At 62.3% G+C, this 22021-nt stretch carries 18 protein-coding genes and 1 rRNA gene; 9 read left to right on the top strand and 10 right to left on the bottom strand.

Going from position 1 to position 22021, the window contains the following annotated elements:
* The first annotated feature begins 151 nt into the window (after positions 1-151).
* The gene (locus tag K328_RS0116355; RefSeq protein ID WP_028466896.1) at positions 152-946 is read left to right on the top strand and encodes an alpha/beta fold hydrolase; all 795 of its coding nucleotides are present in this window, start codon (positions 152-154) and stop codon (positions 944-946) included.
* A 5-nt stretch (positions 947-951) separates the two neighbouring features.
* On the opposite strand, the gene K328_RS0116360 is transcribed toward K328_RS0116355, so the two are convergent.
* On the bottom strand, positions 952-1560 hold the full coding sequence (locus K328_RS0116360; protein ID WP_156901413.1) for a DUF1684 domain-containing protein: 609 nt from the start codon (positions 1558-1560) through the stop codon (positions 952-954).
* Between the two features lie 161 nt (positions 1561-1721).
* Between K328_RS0116360 and K328_RS0116365 the strand changes: the two genes are divergently transcribed.
* The 4 genes from K328_RS0116365 (at position 1722) to K328_RS0116380 (ending at position 7443) form a co-directional block, all read left to right on the top strand.
* Entirely contained in the window at positions 1722-2327 is a 606-nt protein-coding gene (locus K328_RS0116365; RefSeq protein ID WP_028466898.1) for a carboxymuconolactone decarboxylase family protein, read from the top strand.
* Positions 2328-2465: 138 nt separating this feature from the next.
* Positions 2466-4433, top strand: coding sequence for a methyl-accepting chemotaxis protein (locus K328_RS24455; protein ID WP_051284999.1), 1968 nt, complete (start codon positions 2466-2468; stop codon positions 4431-4433).
* 174 nt (positions 4434-4607) lie between these two features.
* Complete coding sequence (locus tag K328_RS25950) at positions 4608-6026, top strand: serine hydrolase domain-containing protein (RefSeq protein ID WP_051285000.1); 1419 nt, start codon at positions 4608-4610, stop codon at positions 6024-6026.
* 142 nt (positions 6027-6168) lie between these two features.
* Complete coding sequence (locus K328_RS0116380) at positions 6169-7443, top strand: Hsp70 family protein (protein ID WP_028466899.1); 1275 nt, start codon at positions 6169-6171, stop codon at positions 7441-7443.
* Positions 7444-7464: 21 nt separating this feature from the next.
* Here K328_RS0116380 and K328_RS24465 read toward each other — a convergent pair whose 3' ends face one another.
* Positions 7465-8322 carry a DUF748 domain-containing protein gene (locus K328_RS24465; protein WP_051285001.1) on the bottom strand — a complete coding sequence of 286 codons (858 nt, stop codon included), beginning with the start codon at positions 8320-8322 and terminating at the stop codon, positions 7465-7467.
* Between the two features lie 251 nt (positions 8323-8573).
* On the opposite strand from K328_RS24465, the gene K328_RS0116390 reads away from it, so the two are divergent.
* Positions 8574-8966: a hypothetical protein gene (locus tag K328_RS0116390; RefSeq protein WP_028466900.1), complete on the top strand. Its 393-nt coding sequence runs from the start codon at positions 8574-8576 to the stop codon at positions 8964-8966.
* Positions 8967-9010: 44 nt separating this feature from the next.
* Here the strand turns inward: K328_RS0116390 and K328_RS0116395 are convergent, their stop codons facing one another.
* The 4 genes from K328_RS0116395 to K328_RS0116410 all read right to left on the bottom strand — a co-directional run bounded on the left by K328_RS0116395 (position 9011) and on the right by K328_RS0116410 (position 13005).
* On the bottom strand, positions 9011-9679 hold the full coding sequence (locus tag K328_RS0116395; protein WP_028466901.1) for a DUF4286 family protein: 669 nt from the start codon (positions 9677-9679) through the stop codon (positions 9011-9013).
* Between the two features lie 27 nt (positions 9680-9706).
* Positions 9707-10675: a quinone oxidoreductase family protein gene (locus K328_RS0116400; RefSeq protein ID WP_028466902.1), complete on the bottom strand. Its 969-nt coding sequence runs from the start codon at positions 10673-10675 to the stop codon at positions 9707-9709.
* A gap of 224 nt (positions 10676-10899) precedes the next feature.
* Positions 10900-12033, bottom strand: a complete 1134-nt coding sequence (locus K328_RS0116405; RefSeq protein ID WP_028466903.1) for a M20/M25/M40 family metallo-hydrolase — start codon at positions 12031-12033, stop codon at positions 10900-10902.
* Between the two features lie 246 nt (positions 12034-12279).
* Positions 12280-13005, bottom strand: coding sequence for a hypothetical protein (locus K328_RS0116410; protein ID WP_028466904.1), 726 nt, complete (start codon positions 13003-13005; stop codon positions 12280-12282).
* 65 nt (positions 13006-13070) lie between these two features.
* Between K328_RS0116410 and K328_RS0116415 the strand changes: the two genes are divergently transcribed.
* Positions 13071-14168, top strand: coding sequence for a ComEC/Rec2 family competence protein (locus K328_RS0116415; protein ID WP_028466905.1), 1098 nt, complete (start codon positions 13071-13073; stop codon positions 14166-14168).
* A gap of 65 nt (positions 14169-14233) precedes the next feature.
* Here the strand turns inward: K328_RS0116415 and K328_RS0116420 are convergent, their stop codons facing one another.
* The 3 genes from K328_RS0116420 to K328_RS0116430 are packed head-to-tail and all read right to left on the bottom strand — an operon-like array spanning position 14234 to position 18177.
* The gene (locus tag K328_RS0116420) at positions 14234-16288 is read right to left on the bottom strand and encodes an ASKHA domain-containing protein (protein ID WP_036554693.1); all 2055 of its coding nucleotides are present in this window, start codon (positions 16286-16288) and stop codon (positions 14234-14236) included.
* A gap of 22 nt (positions 16289-16310) precedes the next feature.
* The gene (locus K328_RS0116425; RefSeq protein WP_028466907.1) at positions 16311-17216 is read right to left on the bottom strand and encodes a methyltetrahydrofolate cobalamin methyltransferase; all 906 of its coding nucleotides are present in this window, start codon (positions 17214-17216) and stop codon (positions 16311-16313) included.
* 37 nt (positions 17217-17253) lie between these two features.
* Complete coding sequence (locus K328_RS0116430) at positions 17254-18177, bottom strand: methylenetetrahydrofolate reductase (RefSeq protein ID WP_028466908.1); 924 nt, start codon at positions 18175-18177, stop codon at positions 17254-17256.
* Positions 18178-18428: 251 nt separating this feature from the next.
* Between K328_RS0116430 and K328_RS0116435 the strand changes: the two genes are divergently transcribed.
* A complete protein-coding gene (locus K328_RS0116435) occupies positions 18429-19631 on the top strand; it encodes a hypothetical protein (RefSeq protein WP_028466909.1) in 1203 nt (400 codons plus the stop codon).
* A 63-nt stretch (positions 19632-19694) separates the two neighbouring features.
* Here the strand turns inward: K328_RS0116435 and K328_RS24470 are convergent, their stop codons facing one another.
* Complete coding sequence (locus K328_RS24470) at positions 19695-21011, bottom strand: peptidoglycan DD-metalloendopeptidase family protein (protein ID WP_156901416.1); 1317 nt, start codon at positions 21009-21011, stop codon at positions 19695-19697.
* An 875-nt stretch (positions 21012-21886) separates the two neighbouring features.
* Between K328_RS24470 and K328_RS0116445 the strand changes: the two genes are divergently transcribed.
* Positions 21887-22021: ribosomal RNA gene (locus K328_RS0116445) — 16S ribosomal RNA — on the top strand; the annotation flags it as partial.

Here is a 22021-nt window from a genome sequence, read left to right on the forward strand (position 1 = left end):
GTTTTTTTGAACTGCACAATGGCGCGGGTTGCGTGGCAAGGTGAATTCCGCCCAGCGGAGGGGCCTAACGTTCCCTACCTCGTTCTAGATGCGAAACTGCTGCCGAAAAAAAGATCCAGCGATTAAGGCAGAGCGACCAGCGGAGGCATTGTTGACGGTACCTGCTCCAGACGTTGTGCAATACGGAAGCCCCCCTTTTCGGGTCGCCGTTATTCATGGTGGACCGGGCGGAGCCGGAGAGGTTGCCCCTCTCGCGCGGGAACTGGGTGCGAGAGGGTATGGCGTGCTTGAGCCGATGCAGACCGGGAGGTCGATCACAGCTCAGGTCGATGAACTGAAATGCCAGCTGGAAAGCAACGGGAGCGGGCCGTTTGTTCTGATCGGCTGGTCCTGGGGAACCTGGCTAAGCTGCCTGCTTGCTGCTGCTCATCCCTCCCTAGTGTCCAGACTCATTCTCGTCGGCTGTGCTCCATTTCATGCTCGGGACGCGACAAGGATTGCTCCGGTCAGGCGTTCCCGGCTGACCGACAGCGAGAACGTGGAGCTGAGCGCTTTTTTCGCTGCCGATGGGACGTGGAACGAGAGGGCTTTCAAGAGAGCGATGCAATTGTCCGACAAGGCGGACGCGTATGAATTGCTCGGCGATTCCGATGCTGTCATCAAATTCGACCGGGCGATATTCGAGGCCGTCTGGCCGGAGGCCGCCGAACTCAGGAAATCCGGGGAACTACTGAGCGTCGTCGAGAAAATCCGATGCCCAGTGCATGCAATTCACGGAGACTCCGATCCTCATCCTGCTGACGGTGTCAGCGACCCATTGGGTAAAATGCTGACTGATTTCGAATTCGTGCTTCTGGACAGATGCGGCCATAAGCCGTGGCTGGAGCGATACGCACGCGACGCGTTCTATGGAACGTTGGAGCGCATCCTTTATCTCGATGAGTGACCGGCTCAGCCCATGCGTTCCCCGGCGCGGACCGGCTCCGGCAAGCGATTCTCCGGCGGGGCGAGGGGGCAAACCCAGTCTGGCGAGTGATAGCAGGACGGGTGATAGGCGAAGTTGAAATCGAGGATCAGCTTGCCATCCGGCGTTTGGCCCAGATCGGCGCTCTTGATGCTGTCCAGCAGGTACCGGCCGCCGCCATAGGTCTCGTGGCCGCTGGTGGCGTCGGTGAAAGGCAAAAAGGTGCCGCCTCCATAGCCCTCGATCCAGTAGACGGTCAGCTCGGCGCCGAGTTTCGAGGCAAGCCCGCGCGTGCGGGCGGCTGGGCGCAGGGAGATGTGCCCGTCATTGCCGATTTCACCCGCCAGAACGCCTTCGTTTGCCGGGGCGTCCAGCGCGACCTCGAAACGCATTTCGGGATCGTAATCAAATAGCGGGATCGCGCCGTAGTTTGCCCGGCGGTCTTTGCTAATGGGGGATTGTTCATGCTCGCAGAACAATGCATCGCGCGTGTCGCGCCAGAGCGCCCATGCGGTCTCCGGATCGTCGGTCCGGCGGATATCTGTATAGAGTTCGGCAACCCGGCGGCGCCAGTCGGCAAGCGAAACAGTGTTCATAACGGTCCCCCAAACATAGTCCAGAGTGACATGGCGCATCTGTCCCGCCAGTGCATCTCACGGACGCGTGAGGTCGACTGGCTGTCGTATCCGGCATGCCTTGACCGCTTCTGCCGAGACGCCGAAGCTGCTCCACGAAGAAATCTAACCGGAGGAACCCTATGACCTGGATCGCGACCGTGCCCTACGCAGAGGCAACCGGCCGGCTGAAGACGCTCTATGACCGGGTCAAGGGGCCAGACGACAATGTCGACAACATCATGATGGCCCACAGCCTGCGCCCCCATTCCATGGAAGGGCACATGCACCTCTACAAGTACGTGCTGCACCACACAGGCAACAAGGTGCCGAAATGGATGCTGGAGGCGCTCGGCGTCTATGTCAGTCAGATCAACCAGTGCGGCTACTGCGTCGAGCATCATTTTCAGGGCATGAAGCGACTGCTGGCCGACGATGCCCGCGCCGACGCCATCCGGGCGGCTTTCGAGGCCGACGCACCCGAGCTGGCCTTCGACGGTGCCGAGCTGGAAATGTGCCGCTATGCCGAAAAACTGACCCGCGATCCGGCCATGGTGAACGAGGCTGAAATCGAGGCGTTGCGCGCCGCCGGTCTGGATGACGGGCGGATTTTGGAAGTAAACCAGGTTGTCAGTTACTTCTGTTACGCAAACAGAACGGTTCTCGGGCTTGGAGTGAGCACGGCCGGGGACATCATCGGCCTGTCACCGAACCAGTCGGACGATCCGGATAACTGGTCGCATGCGTGAGGTCGCGGGCGTTTCAGCGTTCTGGAGATAGCCGATCATTGCAGTCAAGAATTCCGATTAAAATTTTACATTAATGGTTGATTAATTTCGGCCGTTTAAAATGGCGCTTATACGGCGGAATTTAATTGGAATGAAGCAATGTTTCGGAAGCTCCAGGTAAAGACCAAGCTCGCGTTGTTGGTTGCGGCAGGGTTGCTGATCGCGATTGCGATCGCCACTGTGTCCGGCCTCTACAATTCTCTTGAGCTGACGAATACGGCACTGAAGAACCGGCTGACGGCCAACACGACGACACTGACCCAGGAAATCGAGCAGGAAGGGCTGCGGGCCCTTTCGATGGCGCGTCTGATCGCGTTGCAATCGAACGTGATCGAGGCAATGCGCGCTGGCGACCGAGAAAAGCTGTCTGGGATCTTCGTTCCGGGGTTCAAGGAACTGAAGGCAGACTATGGCGTTCGCCAGTTCCAGTTTCATCTGCCGCCAGCGACGTCTTTCCTGCGGGTTCACAAGCCGGAAAAATTCGGCGATGACCTCTCCGGCTTCCGAAACACGGTACTGAAGGTCAATAACGAGAAGGTTTCGACCAAGGGACTTGAGGTCGGGGTCGCCGGCCTCGGCATGCGCGGAGTCGCGCCGATTGCGGATGCCGAGGGCCATATCGGCTCCGTCGAGTTCGGCCTCTCCTTCGGACAAAGCTTCTTCGACGCGTTTCGGGAGAAGCACGAGGCGCACGCAGCACTTTTCGTCTCTCGCGAGAGTGGCTTGGAACCGCTGGCCTCGACCTTTCCTGAAGGGGTTGTGATCGACCCTGCGTTGCTGCAGGAGGGGCTTCAGGGGGAGGCGTTCGATTTGAACGTCAAGGCCGAGGGTCATTCCTACGCACTGGCTGTGAAGCCGGTGACAGACTTTGCCGGCACCGTCATCGGTACCGCGCTGGTGGCAGTCGACAGGGCGAGCTTCGACCGAGCCATCGATAATGCCTATATCTCGGCCGGAGTGCTTCTTGCGCTGAGTATCGTCATTCTTCTCGTTCTGCTGCTTTTCATAAGCCGTCTGATCTCGGCGCCGCTACAGAACGCCATCGATGTCCTCCGTCGTCTCAGCCAGAAGGATTTCACGACGAAGATCGCCAACCTGGACCGTGCCGATGACATCGGAATCATGGCCCGCGCCATGGCCGAGTGCCGGGACGGGCTGGTCGAGGCGGAACGGCTGAAAGAAGAGGAAGAGGCGAACAAGGCCCGCGCCGAGGAGGAGCGGCGCCGGGCGGTGCTCGATTTGGCCCAGAAGTTTGAGGATCAGGTGAAGGGCATCGTTGATGCTGTGGCAGGCTCCGCCGCCGACTTTGGCACAACCGCCGACACGCTGATGAGCGTCGCGGACAACGCCTCCTCGCGGGCCAGCACCGTCGAGAGCGCAGCGCGGGAGAGTGAGAGCAGCGTGCAGACCGTGTCGGCCGCCGCCGAGGAACTCGCGGCCTCAATCCGCGAGATTACCGAGCAGTTGCAGAATACCAGCCGGATGTCCCGGGACGGCGCTCAGCGGGCGGAGGAGACCTCCAGTAAGGTCAGGGAGCTTTCGGAGGCTGCGGACAAGATCGGCGAGGTTGTCGGGCTGATCACCGATATTGCCGAGCAGACCAATCTGCTGGCACTCAACGCTACCATCGAGGCGGCACGCGCAGGCGAGGCGGGCAAGGGTTTCGCGGTGGTTGCCAACGAGGTCAAGTCTCTCGCCTCCCAGACGGGCAAGGCGACGGACGAGATCGGCGGCCAGATCCAGAAGGTGCAGGAAGCGGTGCGTAGCACTGTCGAGGCGATCGAGGCGCTGGCCGGGACCGTGAACGACATCGACCAGGTGGCCGGGACCATTGCCGCCGCTGCTGAGGAACAGTCGGCCGCGACGAACGAAATCGCGCGCAGCGTCGAATCCACGTCCGCCAATGTGCAGGACGTCACCGTCAATATCGGCGAGGTCGTCTCCGCCTCTGCCGAAACCCGCTCGGTCTCCGTCGGGGTGAAAGATAAAGCGAACCATCTCGGCGGCCAGGCGGGAGAGCTGACCCAGGCGGTCAACGGCTTCCTCGCAGAGGTACGCGCGGGCTAGGGCTTCCTCAGAAGCTGTGTGAGCGCCGGTCCGATCTCTCTAAACTACCGTCATTCCCGCGCAGGCTGGAATGACGGTTTTGGAGGGAGAAGAAGAATAATCTTCCGAGTGATTGAAGCCTAGGCCAGACTCCCCATTTCAAATCCGGGTACTTAAGCTGGACGGGAGGACAGGGTGGCCGCTTTCTCAAGACTCTTGCGAAGGGCTACCGTTGCACTTGGTCTGGTCGCATCGCTCGCGGTCGCCTCAATCGCGCATGCCAGCGACATGACTGTGGATTGGCCAGCCTGGAATGCGGCCTCACCGCCGATATTCCCGGGGGAAACCTGGCAGCGCTATGCCTCTCCTGAAGAAGCCGGTTGGTCTTCCGCCTCGCTGGATGCCGCCATGGAAGCTGGCTCCCAACTCGGCGGCGATGCGCTTTTCGTGGTCTATAACGGCGCTGTTCTGGCCGAATGGGGGCAGATCGCCCGGCGGATGAATGTGCATTCCGTTCGCAAGTCGCTGATGAGCGCTCTCTACGGCATCGCTGTGGGGGAGGGGAAGGTCGATATTTCCGCCAGTCTCGGTACCCTCGGCATCGACGAGATCACACCGCTGACAGAAATCGAGAAAAGCGCGACCGTCGCGGATCTGCTGGAAACCCGTTCCGGCATTTATCTGCCCGCCGCCTATGAGACGAGAAGCATGAAGCGTGGCCGTCCCGAGCGCGGCAGCCACGCACCGGGCAGTTTCTGGTACTATAATAACTGGGACTTCAACGCGCTGGGCACGATCTACAACCAGCAGACCGGCAGCGACCTGTTCCGCGATTTCGAGACCCGGCTGGCCCGGCCGACCGGCATGCAGGACTTTTCCCTCCGGCACACATTCTACCGTGGGGACCCTGACGTCTCGCACCATCCGGCCTATCTTTACCGCCTGACCGCACGGGACATGGCCCGGTTCGGGCTGCTGTTCCTGAACGAGGGCCGCTGGCGGGACAGCCAGCTCATCCCGGCGGACTGGGTGGCGGAGAGTACACGCGCGCATGTGCAGCGGGAGCGCGGCGGCGGCTACGGTTATATGTGGTGGACCTTCGCCCGGCGTCTCGAGGAACTCGGCACCTATGCAGCGTTGGGTAATGGCGGGCAGACCATCATCATTGTACCCGCCGCCCGGCTGGTGCTGGTGCATAAAGCGAATACCGCAGACGGCCATCGGGTCGAGACGGGGGATATCGTCGAGGTTCTGGTCGCGATCCTGAAAGCCCGAACCGGCCCTCCCGCTGCCACGCCGAAACTGGTCCCGGCGGTGCAACCGGTTATTCCTGGCGCGACGGTTGAGCTGGGGCCGGAACAACAATCCCGGTTGCCCGGCGCATATAAGGGGCGCCGGGCAACGATTCATGTGGTGGAGACGAAAGACGGTATCGAGATCGCCGATCCGCGGCTTGGCCAGTTCCGCCTGCTGGCACAATCGGACACAAGGTTTCTGATCGAGGATCTTGAGCGCGAAGCGGTGTTCACGGCGAACGAAGCAGGCGAGGTCATCGGCGTGAGTGTCGAAAACCGCAGAGGCGGCTGGACCGATTTGGAGCGCGTTCGGAACTGACCGGGTTATCCAGCCGCGCCTCATATGACGCTTTCGTTGCCACGCCACTTTCATCTTGACCCCATACGGGGGAGTGGCTGTAAACAGGTCGGCTCCGCTGAGACGGGAAACTGTATTTCCAATCCGAGAGAGCCCGCATCCCATGAAACCGATTGTCGCCGGGCTGGATTTCGGCACCTCGAATTCCGCCATCGGATACGCGTCCGGCAACGCCCTCGATCTCCACAGGTTCGAGCATGGCGGTCAGTCCGTCCCGACGGCCCTGTTCTATGACGAGGAAGAGGGCGTGCTGGTCAGCGGGCATGACGCCGAAGCGCGGTTCCTGCAGGGGTATGAGGGCCGTTACCTGCGGGCGCTCAAAAGCATCCTTGGCACCAGCCTGGCCGATGATGCGACCCGGATGGGCGCCCGGTCCTGGCCATTCCGTTCCCTGCTGACCAGCTTCCTGACTGCGGTGAAGAAGAGCGTCGAGCAGGCGGCCGGCGGGGAGATTTCCGGGCTGGTCGCCGGCCGGCCGGTGCGCTTCGTCGACGAGGACGAGACGCGCGACAGACGGGCGGAGGCGTTGCTGCGCGAGGTGCTGGAGGAAGTAGGTTTCGGCCCGGTGCGGTTCATCTACGAGCCGGTAGCGGCTTTGATTGATGCCGAGGCGGCGATGCAGGACCCGACTTATGTGCTGGTCGCCGATATCGGCGGCGGCACCTCGGATTTCACGCTGGCCCACCGGTCAGTGGACGGCGCTTCCAAAGAGGTCGCCGGGTTCGAGATCCTGGCCAATCACGGTGTGCATATCGGCGGCACGGATCTCGACAAGCGGCTGTCGCTGAAGGCCGTCATGCCCGCCTTCGGGTACGGCACGGAGATGAAGGCGCTGACCTCCGATGTCCTGCTACCGGTGCCGCCCAGCTACTACAACGATCTCGCCACCTGGCAGAAGATTCATTTCTGCTACAGCTACGCGATGAAGCGGGATGTCCGGTCGGTCATGCGTCAGGCGATCGAGCCGGAGAAGATCGAGCTGTTGCTGGAGCTGTTGGAACGGCAGCTCGGCCATCGGCTTGCGAATGCCGTGGAAGGGGTGAAGATCGCCCTCAGCGACAGTGAGGCGGCGACGCTGGATTTCCCGGATATCGAAGATCTGTCCCCTATCACGGTGGACCAGGCTGCCCTGGCCCAGTATTTCGCGCCGCTGGAACAGCAGGTCGCCAAGGCCGCCGGGGAGACCCTCGCACTGGCCGGGGTGCGGCCGGAGCAGGTCGGCCACATCGTCCTGACCGGCGGCTCCACCCTCTTGCCGGACATGCGCAGGACGATCACCGCCTGCGTCCCCGCCGCCCGGATCGTCCCGTCCGATCCGTTCACGGCGGTGGCAAAGGGCCTGACCAAGGCGGCGCAGAGGGTGTTTCCTGCTGGGTGACGCGGTGTGGCATCGGCCCACTCAGTTCCCGAACAGTTTCTTCAGCCCTTCGCCGGCCTTCTCCAACTCCTTGCCGGTGTCTTCGATAACCTTCTTCGTATCGTCGACGGCCTTCTTGGCGCCTTCCACATCGGTTGGCAGCTTGCCGCCGTTGATCTTGCCGAGATTATTTTTCAGCGCCTCAAGGGTCTTGCCGACACCGATGCTGGCGGCTGCCCGGCTGGCGGCGTCGGTCAGGGCAGCCATCACCTCTGCGGCCACTTCTTCCGGTGTCGCCCCGCCGGACTCCTTGCCGATATTTCGGAGGGTGATGTCCGGCAGCCGTGCTTCCAGTGCCTTGCCCTGATCGAGCAGGGAGGCGGCGACCGTCACCTTGCCGCCGCGCACTTTGAGGGTTTCGATGATCAGCTTCTTGTCCGTGCCGCCGCTTTCACCGGACGATGGCGCGCTGGACGAACTGCTCCCACCACCGCTGTTCTTCTTCACGTTGTCCGCGATGGTGCCGATATTGTTACCGCCGGGCATCAGCTCGTAGGTCACCGCCGGCCCGTCTACGGAGATCTCCTTGATCACGATCACCGGCTGGCTGACGCTTGCGGTATCCAACGCAACACTGATCCCGCCGAGCGAGATCGCGCTGTCGCTCTTGAAGCCCGAGGGATTGCCGACCGTCAGCCCGTTGATCCCGGCCCGGCCGTCGAGAACCTCGATCTTCACCCCGGAGACGGTCACCGGCACACCGGCAACGCGCGTGCCCTGCTTCTCGATCACGTCCTTGACGAGGGAGTCGAGATTGCCGAACACGAAGACGACGACGGCAACCACCGCCACCAACAGGACCGCAACAACGGCCCCTACAATCATCCCCAAACGCTTCATCGTCTCACTCCACATCTGGCGCGCACCAGAGGCCGCGCGGCTTCATCGCTTTCCTGACGAGTCTAGGCGTGTTCGGGGGAAGAGGTCCAGAGACGAGGATATGACGGTGGTGCGGGTGCCGACGGAGCGCTTACCGGGGCGCTGGGCGGAAGTATAGTTATCGGCGGATTTCCGCCTTTTACTCCGTATTAATGAAGTCTGGCCTAAATTCGGCTTCCAGATGACCGGCCAGAGCCAGAAACAGCGATCTTATGCCCCGTGAAGTCCGAACGATTATCCTGAGCGACGCCGAGCTGAGCGGTGCGGTCGACTCATTCCGGCGGGTCAACAAGGACCTTCTGCCGCCCGGCACGGTGCATGGGATCGAAGCGCAGCCCGACGGCAGCATTCTGGTCGCCATCGAGATGAAATTCGGCCCCAATATCCGCAAGGACAAGTTCATTCTCGAGCAGCAGAATGTGGTCGAGGCTTTCGTCAGATTCTGCATCGAAACCAACGTCGTCATCCCGCGCAGCGGCACCAGAAAGATTGTGCGGACCGACAAGGAGTGGATTCTCGAAATCCGGCTGAAGAGCGACGAGATGGCCCATCAGGCCGCCTATGCGGATTTGAAGAGAAACGAATTGAAGGGACGGGCGACCTGAAGCCCCAATCTCCGCGCCGGCCGGAACCCGGTCGAAATGCCCCGTCAGCCCTGCAGCGCGAACATCATCGCGTAGAGCCCGGCATCCACATGCTTCGCGCCGCGCTCGGCAAGGCCGTCGACGATCCCCGCCTCCTTGAGGGCGGCTTCGACGAAGGCCCGGTCGGTGCCTTCGATCACCGCCGTGAACGGCGCCTCGCCATCCTTGCTCTTGCGGATCGACTGCTCGCCGGTCCCGGCAAGTGAGCGGCCCATATCGGCCTGCCAGTGCTGCACCCTTGTGATGCCTTCGCGGTTGCGCAGGTCATGCAGGGCGGCACCGGCGAGCCAGCGGGCAATCGCCTCCGGATCCCCCGTGCCCGGATCGTAGCGCACGGTCGCGACAACCGAGCCCAGAACCTCACCGCTGCAGAACCGCACCCGGTTGGTCGCGCGCACGAAATTGCGGAATTCCTGCATCATCCGGGACGTCCATTCCGTCGGATGGTCGAGCGCATGGCGATAGACCGGATCATCAAAACAGGCCAGGCCCTCGACATCGTAGGCCGCGAGATACCTGTGCTTGCCGCGCCCGAGCTTGCGATAGCGCCGCCCGTTCCGCCATCCCGGCATGCCGACCCGCTCCGGAATATGCTCGCGGTGGTACCACTCGCCGAATTCGGCATCGCATTCGGGCGTCGTGTCGCCCCATACCGCCATCACAGCATCACTCATGTCTGTGTTTCCTCCTGGTTGGCAGGATCAAACCGTCAAAATCGTCGAGCCCGTCGTCTCCCGTGCCTCAAGCGCACGGTGGGCCTCGGCGGCGTCCTTCAGGGCGTAGGTCTGGTTGATCTCGATCTTCACGCCTTCACGGATCTTGTCGAACAACGCACCCGCGATATCGAGGGTCAGCGCGCGCGTCGCCGTGTGCGGGGCAAGTCCGGGCCGGGTGAAGTAGAGCGCCTTGCCGGCCAGCAGTTTAGGTTCGACCGCCGGTGCGGGGCCGGAGGCGGCGCCGAAATGCACCAGCGTGCCGAAGCGGGCCAGCGAGCCGAGCGAGCCCTCATAGACGGCGGCGCCGACCCCGTCATAGACGACCGAAACGCCCTCGCCGCCGGTGATCTCCATCACCCGGGCCTGGAAGTCCTCCCGGGTATAGACGATCGGATGATCGCAGCCATGCGCCCTGGCAATCTCCGCTTTTTCATCGGAGCCGACGGTCCCGATCACCGTGGCGCCGATCTTTTTCAGCCACTGGCAGGCAATCGTCCCGACGCCACCGGCCGCTGCATGCAGCAGGACGGTCTGGCCGGCCTGTACCGGAAAGGTGCGGCGCACAAGGTAGGACACGGTCAGCCCCTTTAGCATGGACCCCGCAGCCTGCTCGTCGCTGATATCGTCCGGCAGGGGGATCAGCCGTTCGGCCGGGTAGATCCGTTCCTCGGCATAGGCGCCGGGTGTGCCCATGACATAGCCGACACGATCACCCACCTTGACGGTCTCGACACCCGCGCCGACGGCTTCGACGACCCCGGCGGCCTCCATGCCGATTGAGGCGGGCAGATCGAGTTTATAGCCGCCGGACCGCTGATAAACGTCGATATAGTTCAGCCCGACAACGGTCTGGCGCAGGCGCACCTCGCCCGGCCCCGGATCCCCGACAGCGAACTCCTCGAAGCGCATCACGTCGGGGCCGCCCTGCTCGTGGATGATGATTGCGTGCGCCATGGCGGTGGATCTCCCTGGAAGATGGTTCTGGTTGTTGCTGTGCGGGTCATTGGGTGCCGCTCGGGACGCACTGTCCGCATGGCCGGCGTCATGGGTCAATGCACGGTTCCATGTGGCGGCAAAAAGTCCGTCATCCCGGACCTCCCTCAGCCGCCATCACGGACCCTCCCTCAGCCGTCATCCCGGACCCCGATCCGGGATGACGATCGAGGACGGCGTCACTCTCAGCGCAGCGTCGCCAGCAGCCCGGCCATCAGCTTGCCCCGCTCGGCCAGGCTCTCGATCTCGATATGCTCATCCAGCGTATGCAGGCCGGCGCCGCGCACGCCGAGGGAGTCGAGGGTCGGGATGCCCATCGCGCCGGTGAAATTGCCGTCCGAGCCGCCGCCCGCCATATGGGCCGTGATCTCGAAGCCCAGATCCGCGGCGAGGCGTCTTGCATGCTCGAACAAAGCCGTGTCGGCGGCGCTCGGCTCCCAGACCGGGCGGGTGACGCCGCGCGCGACCTGGAAGCCGACATCGCCATCGGGATTGTTCAGCGCCAGCATCTTCCCGACGCCCGCATCCAGATCCTGCTGCCGCTTGGCCATGGACAGCGCCTCGGCCGCGCAGCCCGAGGGCAGGCAATTGACGTGCAGCTGGTCCGAGGTCACGCAGCCCACCGAGAAGGTGCAGCTGTCGGTGCTCATCTCCTCGATCTCGAGGATGCGCCGGGCCATTTCCCGCACCGCCGAGCGCCCGAGGCGCGGATCGACGCCCGCATGGATCGGGGTGCCGGTGGTCCGGAGGTTGAAGCGCGCAATGGCATAGCGGCCCCAGACCAGGCCGCCATCGGAACGGGCCGGTTCGGGGACGAGCACGTATTTCTGGCTTTTCGCCGTGGCCTCGATCAGCTCCCGGGTCGCGGGCGTGCCGATCTCCTCGTCAGGCGTGAACAGCACGGTCACGGGCAGCGGCGTCTCGATCTGCGCCGCCGCCAGTTGCCGGATCGCTTCGAGCGACAGGTAGTTGCCGCCCTTCATGTCCTGGATGCCGGGCCCCCAGCACTTCCCGCCCTCGCGCCGCCAGGGCAGGCGGGCGAGCGTGCCGACGGGATGCACCGTGTCCATGTGCCCGGCGATCAGGATGCCCGGCGCGCCCGCCCTGGGATGCGGGAAACTGGCGCGGACGCAGCCGCCGAGGCCCATGCGCCCGGGAATGCGCTCGATCCTGGCGCCCATGGAAGCGAGGTCATAGCTCGCAAGGTCGATCATCCGGTCCACCGCCGCCGCGTCATGGGTCGGGCTCTCGCATTCGATCCACGGGCGGAGGCCGGTGCACATGGCGTCGGAGTCGAAAGGCAGGGCGTTGAAATCCATGGGGGGGCTCCGCAGTTGGGGAATGGGGCGGGCAGAAAGAAGGGGGCAGGATACTCAGATCGCGGACCTCAATCCGTCATCCCGGACGTGATCCGGGATCCATATGACCACTGTCACGGTTCTATGAAAAGCTGGTTCCCGGCCCTCCGGCCGGGATGACGGTCGAAGAGAGAAGTAGGGAGCTGTGCGACGCAAGCCCCAACTTGGTCAGGGTCATGTGGCTGCAGGATCTAAAACCGAGTGTGCCTAGCCAGCCGACGGGGGCATTGGTTCGAGAGTTTCAAGTAGCGCCTGCGCGTAGGCGTCGGCATGGTGTCGGACAAGGTCTGAGCGGACCATGAAAAGCCAGCCGACAGTGATCAGCACGAGCACCAAGAAGCCAAAATTGTTTGCTGTGGAGAGTTCTGCGAACTTCCAATCAGCCAGTGCCAGGGTCGCGCATGCGTAACTCGACAGTGAAATTAAGCTGATACTAAGTGCCGTTGGTTTTAGGGCCAGTAGGTTTCGGCAGAACCCATATGCTATGTTTTCGCGACGAACTCCTTTAACTCCGGTGATCTTAGCCCTTCGCCTCGCTTCATCAATTGCCGTCTCGTAAAGGCTGTCCGCAGCCGATGGATTAGCCTGTTCTTCGTCGGCAGTCGGAATCTCAAATGCTGGTCCGAAAGCTCGGAGTGCGTCGTGGTACCTAGCCTTAGTGTGTTGATTTACCCGAGTGTCTTGGTGCCTGAGCATTGCAGTGGTTGGCTGTCCGCCCCATTGCTCGAACAGGCCAGCTTCGATCTCTCGACCTTTCATCCGGGCATATCTCACGAGAAACACGTAGATCGCCACTCCCACACTGCCAGCGAGCGTAGCGGGCAGCGCGAAGGTTGTGCTGGCATCTGGCACCAGAAGGACAGCAACGAGCAGCATTGGTAAGACGGCAAGGACGGTTGGCAAATGCCGAGCTTGGAGGTCATAGGTATCCATGTTTTAAATACTACCATAGAGAATTTGACCGCCGATGAGAAGACCCATTGCGGGTGTGAGGGCGCATGAATTGCGAGATAGAGTTTCTCCCTGTCGGTGAAGGGGCGAAGAGCGGTGACGCCATTGTCCTGCGCTACTGGGATGCCGACCTTAACGACTGGCGCGTGATGGTTGTCGACGGCGGTTATGCGGCTACCGGAAAAGCGATATGCGACCATATCCGGAGATACTACGAAACCGAGATTATTGATCACTTGGTGAGTACCCATCCCGACAATGACCATATGAGCGGCCTGAGAACCGTCATGGAGGAGATGGATGTAAGGCAGCTCTGGATGAATGTGCCGGAAGCGCACGCAGCAGATATCTTGCCATTGTTCAAGAGTCGACGGTGGCAGGTCGAGAATCTTAGGCGCGAGCTGCGAAAGTCCTATGACTACGTCACAACGCTTCTTCAACTTGCTGAAGCTCAGGGGACGACGATTTACTTGCCGTTCCAAGGCCAGCAGATAGGCCCATTTACGGTCCTGTCGCCTTCGCGTGAAATGTACGAGGGGCTTTTACCGCAATTTCGAGATACGCCCCCTCCTGACATAGAGTTGCTCACCCAGCTCGGGACCTGGCTTCGAGGTATCGGTCGTCGGGTAGCGCAGGCAACTCGAATGGTGATTCCTGAAGACTGGGCGACGGAGACGCTGAAAGACGGAGGGGTCACTTCAGCCGAGAACGAGAGCAGCGTTGTCCTCTACGGTAGGCTCGGTCACGGTGGAGTGTTTCTTACAGCTGACGCCGGTCTAAGGGCGCTCTATGAGGCTTCGAGGTTCGCTGATGAGAGTGGGATAGATATCAGCGATGGACTCTGGATTTTCCAAGTGCCTCATCACGGAAGCAGAAACAACATCTCACCTAGCGCCTTAAACTATTTTCTTGGAGGGCCTGTCAGTCCAGGCGCGAGCAGACGTACGCAGTGTGTTGTGTCTGCAGGGGTGAGCGATCCAACGCATCCTAGGAAGGTCGTTGTTAACGCCCTGCTCCGGAGAGGCTGTAGTGTCACTACGACGAAACAAACGGCGCTTAGGTTCTGGTATGGATTACCTCAAAGACCGGGGCTAACGTCTGTACAAAGTCTGACGTTCTCCGATCATGTGGAGGCCTACGACTAGTTCGACGATCATTTGGAGCCTGTTTTTCAACAGGATTAGGGCCGTTTGGAGAAGATAGCGCAAACCTACCCCCGCCGCCGTCTCCGCCGTCCGCCTTCGTCTCCCGACTTCACCGCCACCCTCGGCGCCGGCATTTTCACCGCCGCCGACAGTTTCGGATACGGGTCCGTCTTGTGCGGCAGGGCCATGGCGCCGACGAAATGTTCCTGGAAGCGCGGCTCGACGGCGGTCTCGACCTTTTCGATGGTGCGCACCACCCACTCGATTTCCTTGCGCGCCTGACCGTTGAGCAAGGCGATGCGGGCGCCGGTGCCGGCCGCGTTGCCGACGGAGACGACGTTTTCCAGCTCGCAGTCCGGGATCATGCCGAGGACCATGGCGTATTTCGGGTCGATATGGCTGCCGAAGGCGCCGGCGAGCACCACCCTGTCGACGCTGTCCACGCCGAGCCGGTCCATCAGCAGGCGCGAGCCGGCATAGAGCGCGGCCTTGGCGAGCTGGATGGCCCGCACGTCGCCTTGCGTCACCGAGACGGTGTCGCTGATCCGGTAGGAGAAGGTGCGGCCGTCCGGGAAGACGCGGTCCGACTTTGCCGCCAGCGCGCCGTCGATCATGCCGTCAGTGGTGATCATGCCGGCCAGGAACATCTCGCCGATGGCCTCGATAATGCCGGAGCCGCAGACGCCGCTGATGCCAAGCTCCGCAACCGTTTCCTCGAAGCCTTCCTCGTCCGACCAGCGGTCGGTGCCGATGATCTGGAAGCGCGGCTCCAGCGTCTCGGGATCGATCCGCACGCGCTCGATGGCGCCGGGGGCGGCGCGCTGACCGCTGGAGATCTGGGCGCCTTCGAAGGCCGGGCCGGTCGGGCTGGAACAGGCCAGGAGCCGGTCCCGGTTGCCGAGCACGATCTCCGCATTGGTGCCGACATCGACGATCAGGGTGATCTCGTCCCGCTTGTAGGGCGTTTCGGACAGCACCACGGCGGCGGTGTCCGCACCGACATGGCCGGCGATGCAGGGCAGGGCATAGACCCGGGCGCCTGGATGCAGATAAAGGTCCATCTCGGCGGCGGTCAGCTCGACGGCGGTATCGACGGTCAGCGCGAAGGGCGCGCCGCCGAGTTCCGTCGGGTCGATGCCGAGCATCAGGTGATGCATCACCGGGTTGCCGACAAAGACCAGATCGACGATCTCGTCCGATCCGGCGCCGATCTCGGCCGCCGTTTGCGTCGCCAGATAATTCACCGCCTCGCGCACGACGCGGGTCATTTCCTCGTCGCCGCCGGGGTTCATCATGACGTAGGAAACCCGGCTCATCAGGTCTTCGCCGAAGCGGATCTGCGGGTTCATGGTCCCGGCCGAGGACAGCACCTTGCCGGTGGCAAGATCGCAGAGATGGCCGGACATGGTGGTGGAGCCGATATCGACGGCGAGGCCGTAGATCTTCTCCCGGAAGCCTGGCCAGACGCCGACCACCCGGTCGTTGCCGCGAAGCGCGACGGTGACTTTCCAGGCGCCGTCCCTCAGGGCCTTCTGCAGACTGGTCATGACCGCGTAATCGCAGGAAACGTCGTCGGCGATGCCCCAGTTCGGCCATTGCTCGCGCAGGCTCTCGCACAGCCGGCGGAAGTCGCTCGACTGATCATGCAGGTCGGGCTCGCGCACATCGACATAATGCAGGTGGGTGACCGGCCGGATCTCGATATCCCGGACCTCGGCCCGCTTGCGCACGACCTGCCGGTGCACCTGGCTTTCCGGCGGAATATCGATCACGCAATTGGCAAGAACCTTGGCATTGCAGCCAAGGCGGCGGCCCGGTTTCAGGCCGCGCTTCTCGGCGTAGCGCTGCTCGGACTTGGTGGTCTCGCTGATGCTGCTGGCGCGCGAGGTGATCTGGAACTTGGCGAACTCACCCTCGGAAAGCTGGATCTGGCAGCGCCCGCACATGGAGCGCCCGCCACAGACGGAATCGAGATCGACGCCGAGGGACCGGGCGGCGTCGAGCACGGTGGTTTCAGGCGGCACGAAGCCGCGCCGTCCGGAGGGCGTGAAGACGACATAGACGTCCTCGGGAGTGTCGTCCTGCCGGATATCCGAGGCAGCGTCAGCCGGTGCGGTCATGGCGTCACTTCCATGGTGCCGCCTAGGCCCTGCGGCGGCGGCGCTCACGGCCGCCGCGCGCGCCGACCGCTTCGCCTTCCGCCGGCTGTTCGCGGAAGCGCTTGATCCAGCGGCGGCATTCCGGGTCGTGCCCCATCATCACGTCCGCACCCAGCACTGCGCCCATTTCCTCCGCATGCAGCGGGTTCATGATGGCGGACGTCATGCCGGCATGGATCGCCATGGAGAGGAAAGCGGCGTTCATGGCGTGCCGGTTCGGCAGGCCGAAGGAGATGTTGGAGGCGCCGCAGGTCGTGTTCACCTTCAGCTCCGTGCGCAGCCGGGTGATCAGGTCAAAGGCGGAGCGGCCGGCGAGATTGATCGCGCCGACCGGCATGATCAGCGGGTCGACCACGATATCCTCGCGCGGGATGCCGTAATCGGCGGCATGCTCGACGATCTTCTTGGCCACCTCGTAGCGCACGTTCGGGTCTTCGGAGATACCGGTCTCGTCATTCGAGATGGCGACCACGGCGGCGCCGTATTTCTTCACCAGCGGGAGGACGACCTCGAGCCGTTCTTCCTCGCCTGTCACCGAATTCACCAGCGCCTTGCCCTGATAGACGGCAAGGCCGGCTTCCAGCGCCTCGACAATCGAGCTGTCGATGGAGAGCGGCGTGTCGGTGAGGGACTGCACCAGCTTGATGGACTCGGCGAGGATCGCTGGCTCGTCCGCCATCGGGATGCCCGCATTGACATCCAGCATGTTCGCACCGGCCTCGACCTGGGCGAGAGCGTCGGAGCGGACCCGGCTATAGTCGCCAGCGGCCATTTCCGCCGCCAGCAGCTTGCGGCCGGTCGGGTTGATGCGCTCGCCGATGACGCAGAACGGACGCTCGAAACCGATCACGATTTCCTTGGTCGCCGAGCTGATGACGGTATCGGTCATTCCGGTTTTTCTCCCTTGATGCGGCTGATGAGACGGGTCAGGAAGCCGCGGCCGTCTTTTCGGCCAAAGGGGCGGTGTCGAACCCGCCCTTGCTGTTGAGGCTGAACGCGCCTGCCGTCACCTGATCGACCCAGGAAACGGTCTTGGCGAGGCCGCCGAACGGATAGAAATGCAAATGCCGGATCAGGCAGTCCGGGTCCGCCTGGATGCCGTCGGCGAGGCCGACCAGCAGTTTGTCCGGGGCCTGCACGGTGAGCAGGCGGGCGATGTTCCGGGTCTGCCGGGTCAGCACTCGCATGGACGGGCCGATGCCGGAGACCTGGGCGAATTTCAGCAGCGTCTTCAGACTGGCGAGGCCGGGAACGCCGATATGGATCGGCAGCGCGTTACCGGCATCGCGGATGCTGTTTTCCCATTTCAGGATGGCGCCCGCATCGAAGCAGAACTGGGTCTCGATATAGGTCTCTATCCCGGTCTTCGCTGCCCACTCGTTCTTGGCCGTCAATGCGCTGGCGAGACCGTCGGCGGTAATGTCAGGAGAGCCTTCGGGATGGCCGGCCACGCCGACCTTGCGGATGCCAGCGGCTTCCAGTCGGCCGCTCCGCAGCACGTCCATGGTTTCCGTATAAGCGCCAGCCGGAGTGTCGACACCGCCGCCGATCACCAGCACCTCGGTCACGCCAGCCTCGCCGGTGAGGCCCTCAAGGTAATTGGCAAGCGCGGCGTCGCTCTCGATGCTGCGCGCGGCGATATGGGGGACGGGCTCCATACCTTCGGCCCGCAACCGGCGGCAGACGGCAATGGTGTCGGTGAGGGCGGTGCCGGGGAGCTGGGTCACGTTGACAGTGGTTCCGGCCGGCAGCAGTGCGCCGAAATCGTCCACCTTGGCGGCGGAGCCAGGGGTGGTCTCAACCGAGAAACCCCGCACCAGAGTCTGGATATCCGTCATGCTCGCGGCCATCGCCCTCTCCTCAGATCCCGTTGGCGCCTGATCGCGCTGTTCTTCGGATTTAAGAGCAGATGCGGGAATTCAATGGCTGTCTCGCGTCACAACTTCTCTCAATTGCGACACTGTTCACGAATCTGTCGTCCGGGCGCATTTCTGAGAGCCTGAACAGCCTGCCCGCGCGGCGTCGTTCGCGTGCGCTTGGCGTCGTCTACGCAGGGGGACTATTCTCCGGCACCAGTCGGCAACCCGGTATCTTTTCAGTCATGATCGAAGCTTCCTTTATCACCGCCAGCCTGGCCCTGTTCGTGGCCATTCTGTTCACCCGTATCGGCCGCTCCGTGACATGGCGGGCGATGGTGGCGCCGCTGGCCTCGATCATCGGCAGCGGCTTTCTGGTCTCCGCGCCTCTGCTCGGGCGCGAGCTTGGCGGTTTTGCGATCCTGGGTATTGTCGGCCTCTGTGCATTCGCCTGGGCGATTGGCGGGGCTATCCGATACAACATCATGCATGTCGAGCAGCTGCTGGAGCAGGCACCGCCGCCACGCCACATAGCGGTTCTGGAGCGGCTGAGTACCTTCACCCTGTTCTTCGCCTATGTGATTTCTGTCGCCTATTATCTGGCGCTGCTGGGTGCCTTCGTCATGAAGCAGGTGACCGGGGCCGTGGATCCGGTGATGGCGAAGCTGATTGCCACATTCCTGTTGGCCTTGATCGGATGGCTCGGCTGGTCAGGCGGATTGGGGAAGGTGCTCCGTGTCGAATCCGGTGTGGTCGCCCTCAAGCTGGCGGTCATCGGCGGTTTCCTGACCGCGCTCGCGCTCTATGGCGGCGGTCTCCTGGCGGACGGCGAAGCTGTCATGCCGCCCGAGCCGCACGGCGACTGGAGCAGTCTGCCGGTTTTGCTCGGCATGTTGATCATGGTGCAGGGGTTCGAGACCTCGCGTTTTCTTGGCGAGGAATTCGATCGTCCGACCCGGGTCAGGACAATGCGTCTGGCGCAGCTGGTCGCGACGGTCATCTATATTACCTTTTTCCTGCTGCTGTCGCCGCTGATGCTGACAGCGATGGAAGGCACGGGTGAGACCGCGGTGATGGATGCGGCGCTTATAGTGTCGCCGCTGCTTCCCCTTGCCCTGGTGTTCGGGGCTGTCGCCAGCCAGTTCAGCGCAGCTGTGGCGGACGCCATCGGCGGCGCGGGACTGGCCAACGGGGCGAGCCACAGGCTCAACGGCCATCAGGTCTACCCGTTGCTTGTCTTTGTTTCGGCGCTTGTGCTGTGGGAGACGGATATCTACGGGGTGATCGCCCTCGCGAGCCGGGCTTTTGCCGTCTACTACATGCTGCAATGTGCGATAGCGGCGGTAGCAACGGTGAGGGCAGGTGGGCACGGGGCGGCGGTCGCATGGCGCGTGCTGTTGGCGCTGTCCTGCGCTGCCGTCGCGATATTCGGCATCCCCGCCGAATAACGCCGGTAGTCACCTTATTAACAAGGGAGTGGGAGGGAGACGGTTTGCCGCCTCCCTTGGTGATCAGTTGCTCTGGGCGGCGACCAGCGTGTTGTCATCCCGGGCAACGGCAATCCGCTGCTCCAGTGTCGGCAGCACGGCGGCGAACCGCTTCAGCTCCTGGCCCTTGAGCTTTTCGCCAGCAGGCAGTTTCACGCTCATCGGATTACGCTGGCGGCCATTCTCCAGCACTTCATAGTGCAGGTGTGGGCCGGTGGAACGTCCGGTCGTGCCTATATAGCCGATGGTCTGGCCCTGTTTGACCCGCGCACCCTTGGTCAGTCCGCGCTTGAAGGCGGACATGTGGGCATAGGCGGTCTTGTAGGTGCTGTTGTGGCGGATGCGGATGTATTTCCCGTAGCTGCCGTTGCGGCCGATATAATCCACGACACCGTCGCCGGCGGCCATGATCGGCGTGCCGGTGGGGGCCGCGAAGTCTGTCCCGCGGTGCATCTTGGTATAACCAAGTATCGGATGCTTGCGCTTGCCGAACCCTGAGGACAGCCGGGCGCCGTTCACCGGGGTACGCATCAGTGTCTTGCGGACGGACTGGCCCTTGCGGTCGAAATAATCGGTGAAGCCGCTCTTCGGCGTGTAGCGGTAATAGGCGAGTTCCTTGCCGGAAAGCGTCATCGCCGCATAAGCGATGTCGCCGCTCCGCACCAGGGTGCCGTCGCCGGTGCGCTGCTCGTCATACAGTACTTCGAACCGGTCGCCGTTCTGGATGTCGCGCTGGAAGTCGACATCGAAACTGAAGATCCGGATCATGTCATACAGTACGGAGATCGGGATACCGGCATCGACAGCGGCCTCATAGAGGCTTGAGCGGATGAGGCCGGCGCCATACGCATCCCCTCGCTTCAGGGCCTTCTCCTTGACGTCGGCCTTGTAGGCGCCGTCTTCGGTATAGCGTACCTGGATCGTGCGGACCGGATCGGCCTTGAAGGAGATAGAGAGCAGGCTGGGCGTGTCGGGCTTCTCCGCGGACTCTTCCAGAGAGAGCTCGAACAGCTGGCCGATCTGCATGCGTCGTGGATCGTAGACCTCGGTCAGGGCCACAATGGCCGCATGGGCTTCCCGTCGATCGATCTCGTTCTTGGTCAGCAGCTTCATCAGAGTATCGCCGCGCTCAACCTTGACCGCGCGGGTCTCGAGCGTGGGGGTGCTGCCCTCTGGAGAGGGGATGACGAAGCTGTTCGCGCTGGAGGCTTCGGCTGTCGTCGGATCGGTGTCGGGGGAGCCGACGGTTCCGAACATTGCGAAGCCGCCGATGCCGGCCAGAAGAACGGTACCGAGTACGCCGGCAGCTAGTGCCGAGCGAGGGCGAACCCGCTGTGTCATGTAAGCGATCCCGAAATATACGATATTTCCGCTGATTCTGTTGTGATTGCCATGTGAAGTCAAGGCTAACCGCAATTGAATCAGTACCCTGCCGATGGAAACTTAAGGCGGAGAATTAAATCGAGAAGATGGTTGAGGGAAATCGCGGATAGGCTGCGGCAGCTTGGCTGCAAACTGTAGAGTTATTAGGGCCTGTTTAGGCCCCCTATATAGAGAGCTATATATGGAGGCTCTATAGGGAGCTGTCCTTACTATGCTTTCGGGGGCTGAAAGCACGCGGTCTATGGGGCCGCTGAAATACGCATTGCGACGACAGCTCGCCAAGCGGTCACGGCATTGCCGCGTATCTTCGTGGATGCAGGAAACGGTGACACTGGGGCCCGGATGTCGGATCGGACCGGAACAGCGTCGGGAAACAGGCGGGTCAGCCGGGCATCGAAGGGGCTCATCAGGAGCGCTCGGAGGCTCCCACGAATAAATCGGATCCGGAAATTGGCGGAAATCCGGGAGTCCTCCAGATAATTTTCTCTGCGTGTCATTTTTTTGCAAATAAGTGTTTGACGGTTTGCGAGGGAGGGTCGTATAAGGCGCCTCCCGTTGCGGGGCGGCCCACTGATTGGGGCGCGGCGGCGGGGTCCGAAGTCTCTGGAATGTTTGGAGATTTTGGGTTCGGGGGAGACCTCGGGTGCTCTTTGACATTGTAGATATAGGAAAGGGATGCGCAGGCGGCGGGCCTGAATTGGTTTGCCGGTTTTCGATCATAATGATTGATCTTGAGCATCCTGAGCTAAAGTTAACACAGAAGCTCTTGTGCATAGGATTGGATCTAAAGTTTTGTGTTGTCTGTTCGTGTTTTTGCGGATGGATGGCTCACTCAACTTGAGAGTTTGATCCTGGCTCAGAACGAACGCTGGCGGCATGCCTAACACATGCAAGTCGAACGAGAAGGTACCTTCGGGTACTGGACAGTGGCGCACGGGTGAGTAACGCGTGGGAACCTGCCCTGAGGT

Origin of the sequence: Nisaea denitrificans DSM 18348 (genome assembly GCF_000426505.1) — a bacterium.
GTDB classification, from domain to species: Bacteria; Pseudomonadota; Alphaproteobacteria; order Thalassobaculales; family Thalassobaculaceae; genus Nisaea; species Nisaea denitrificans.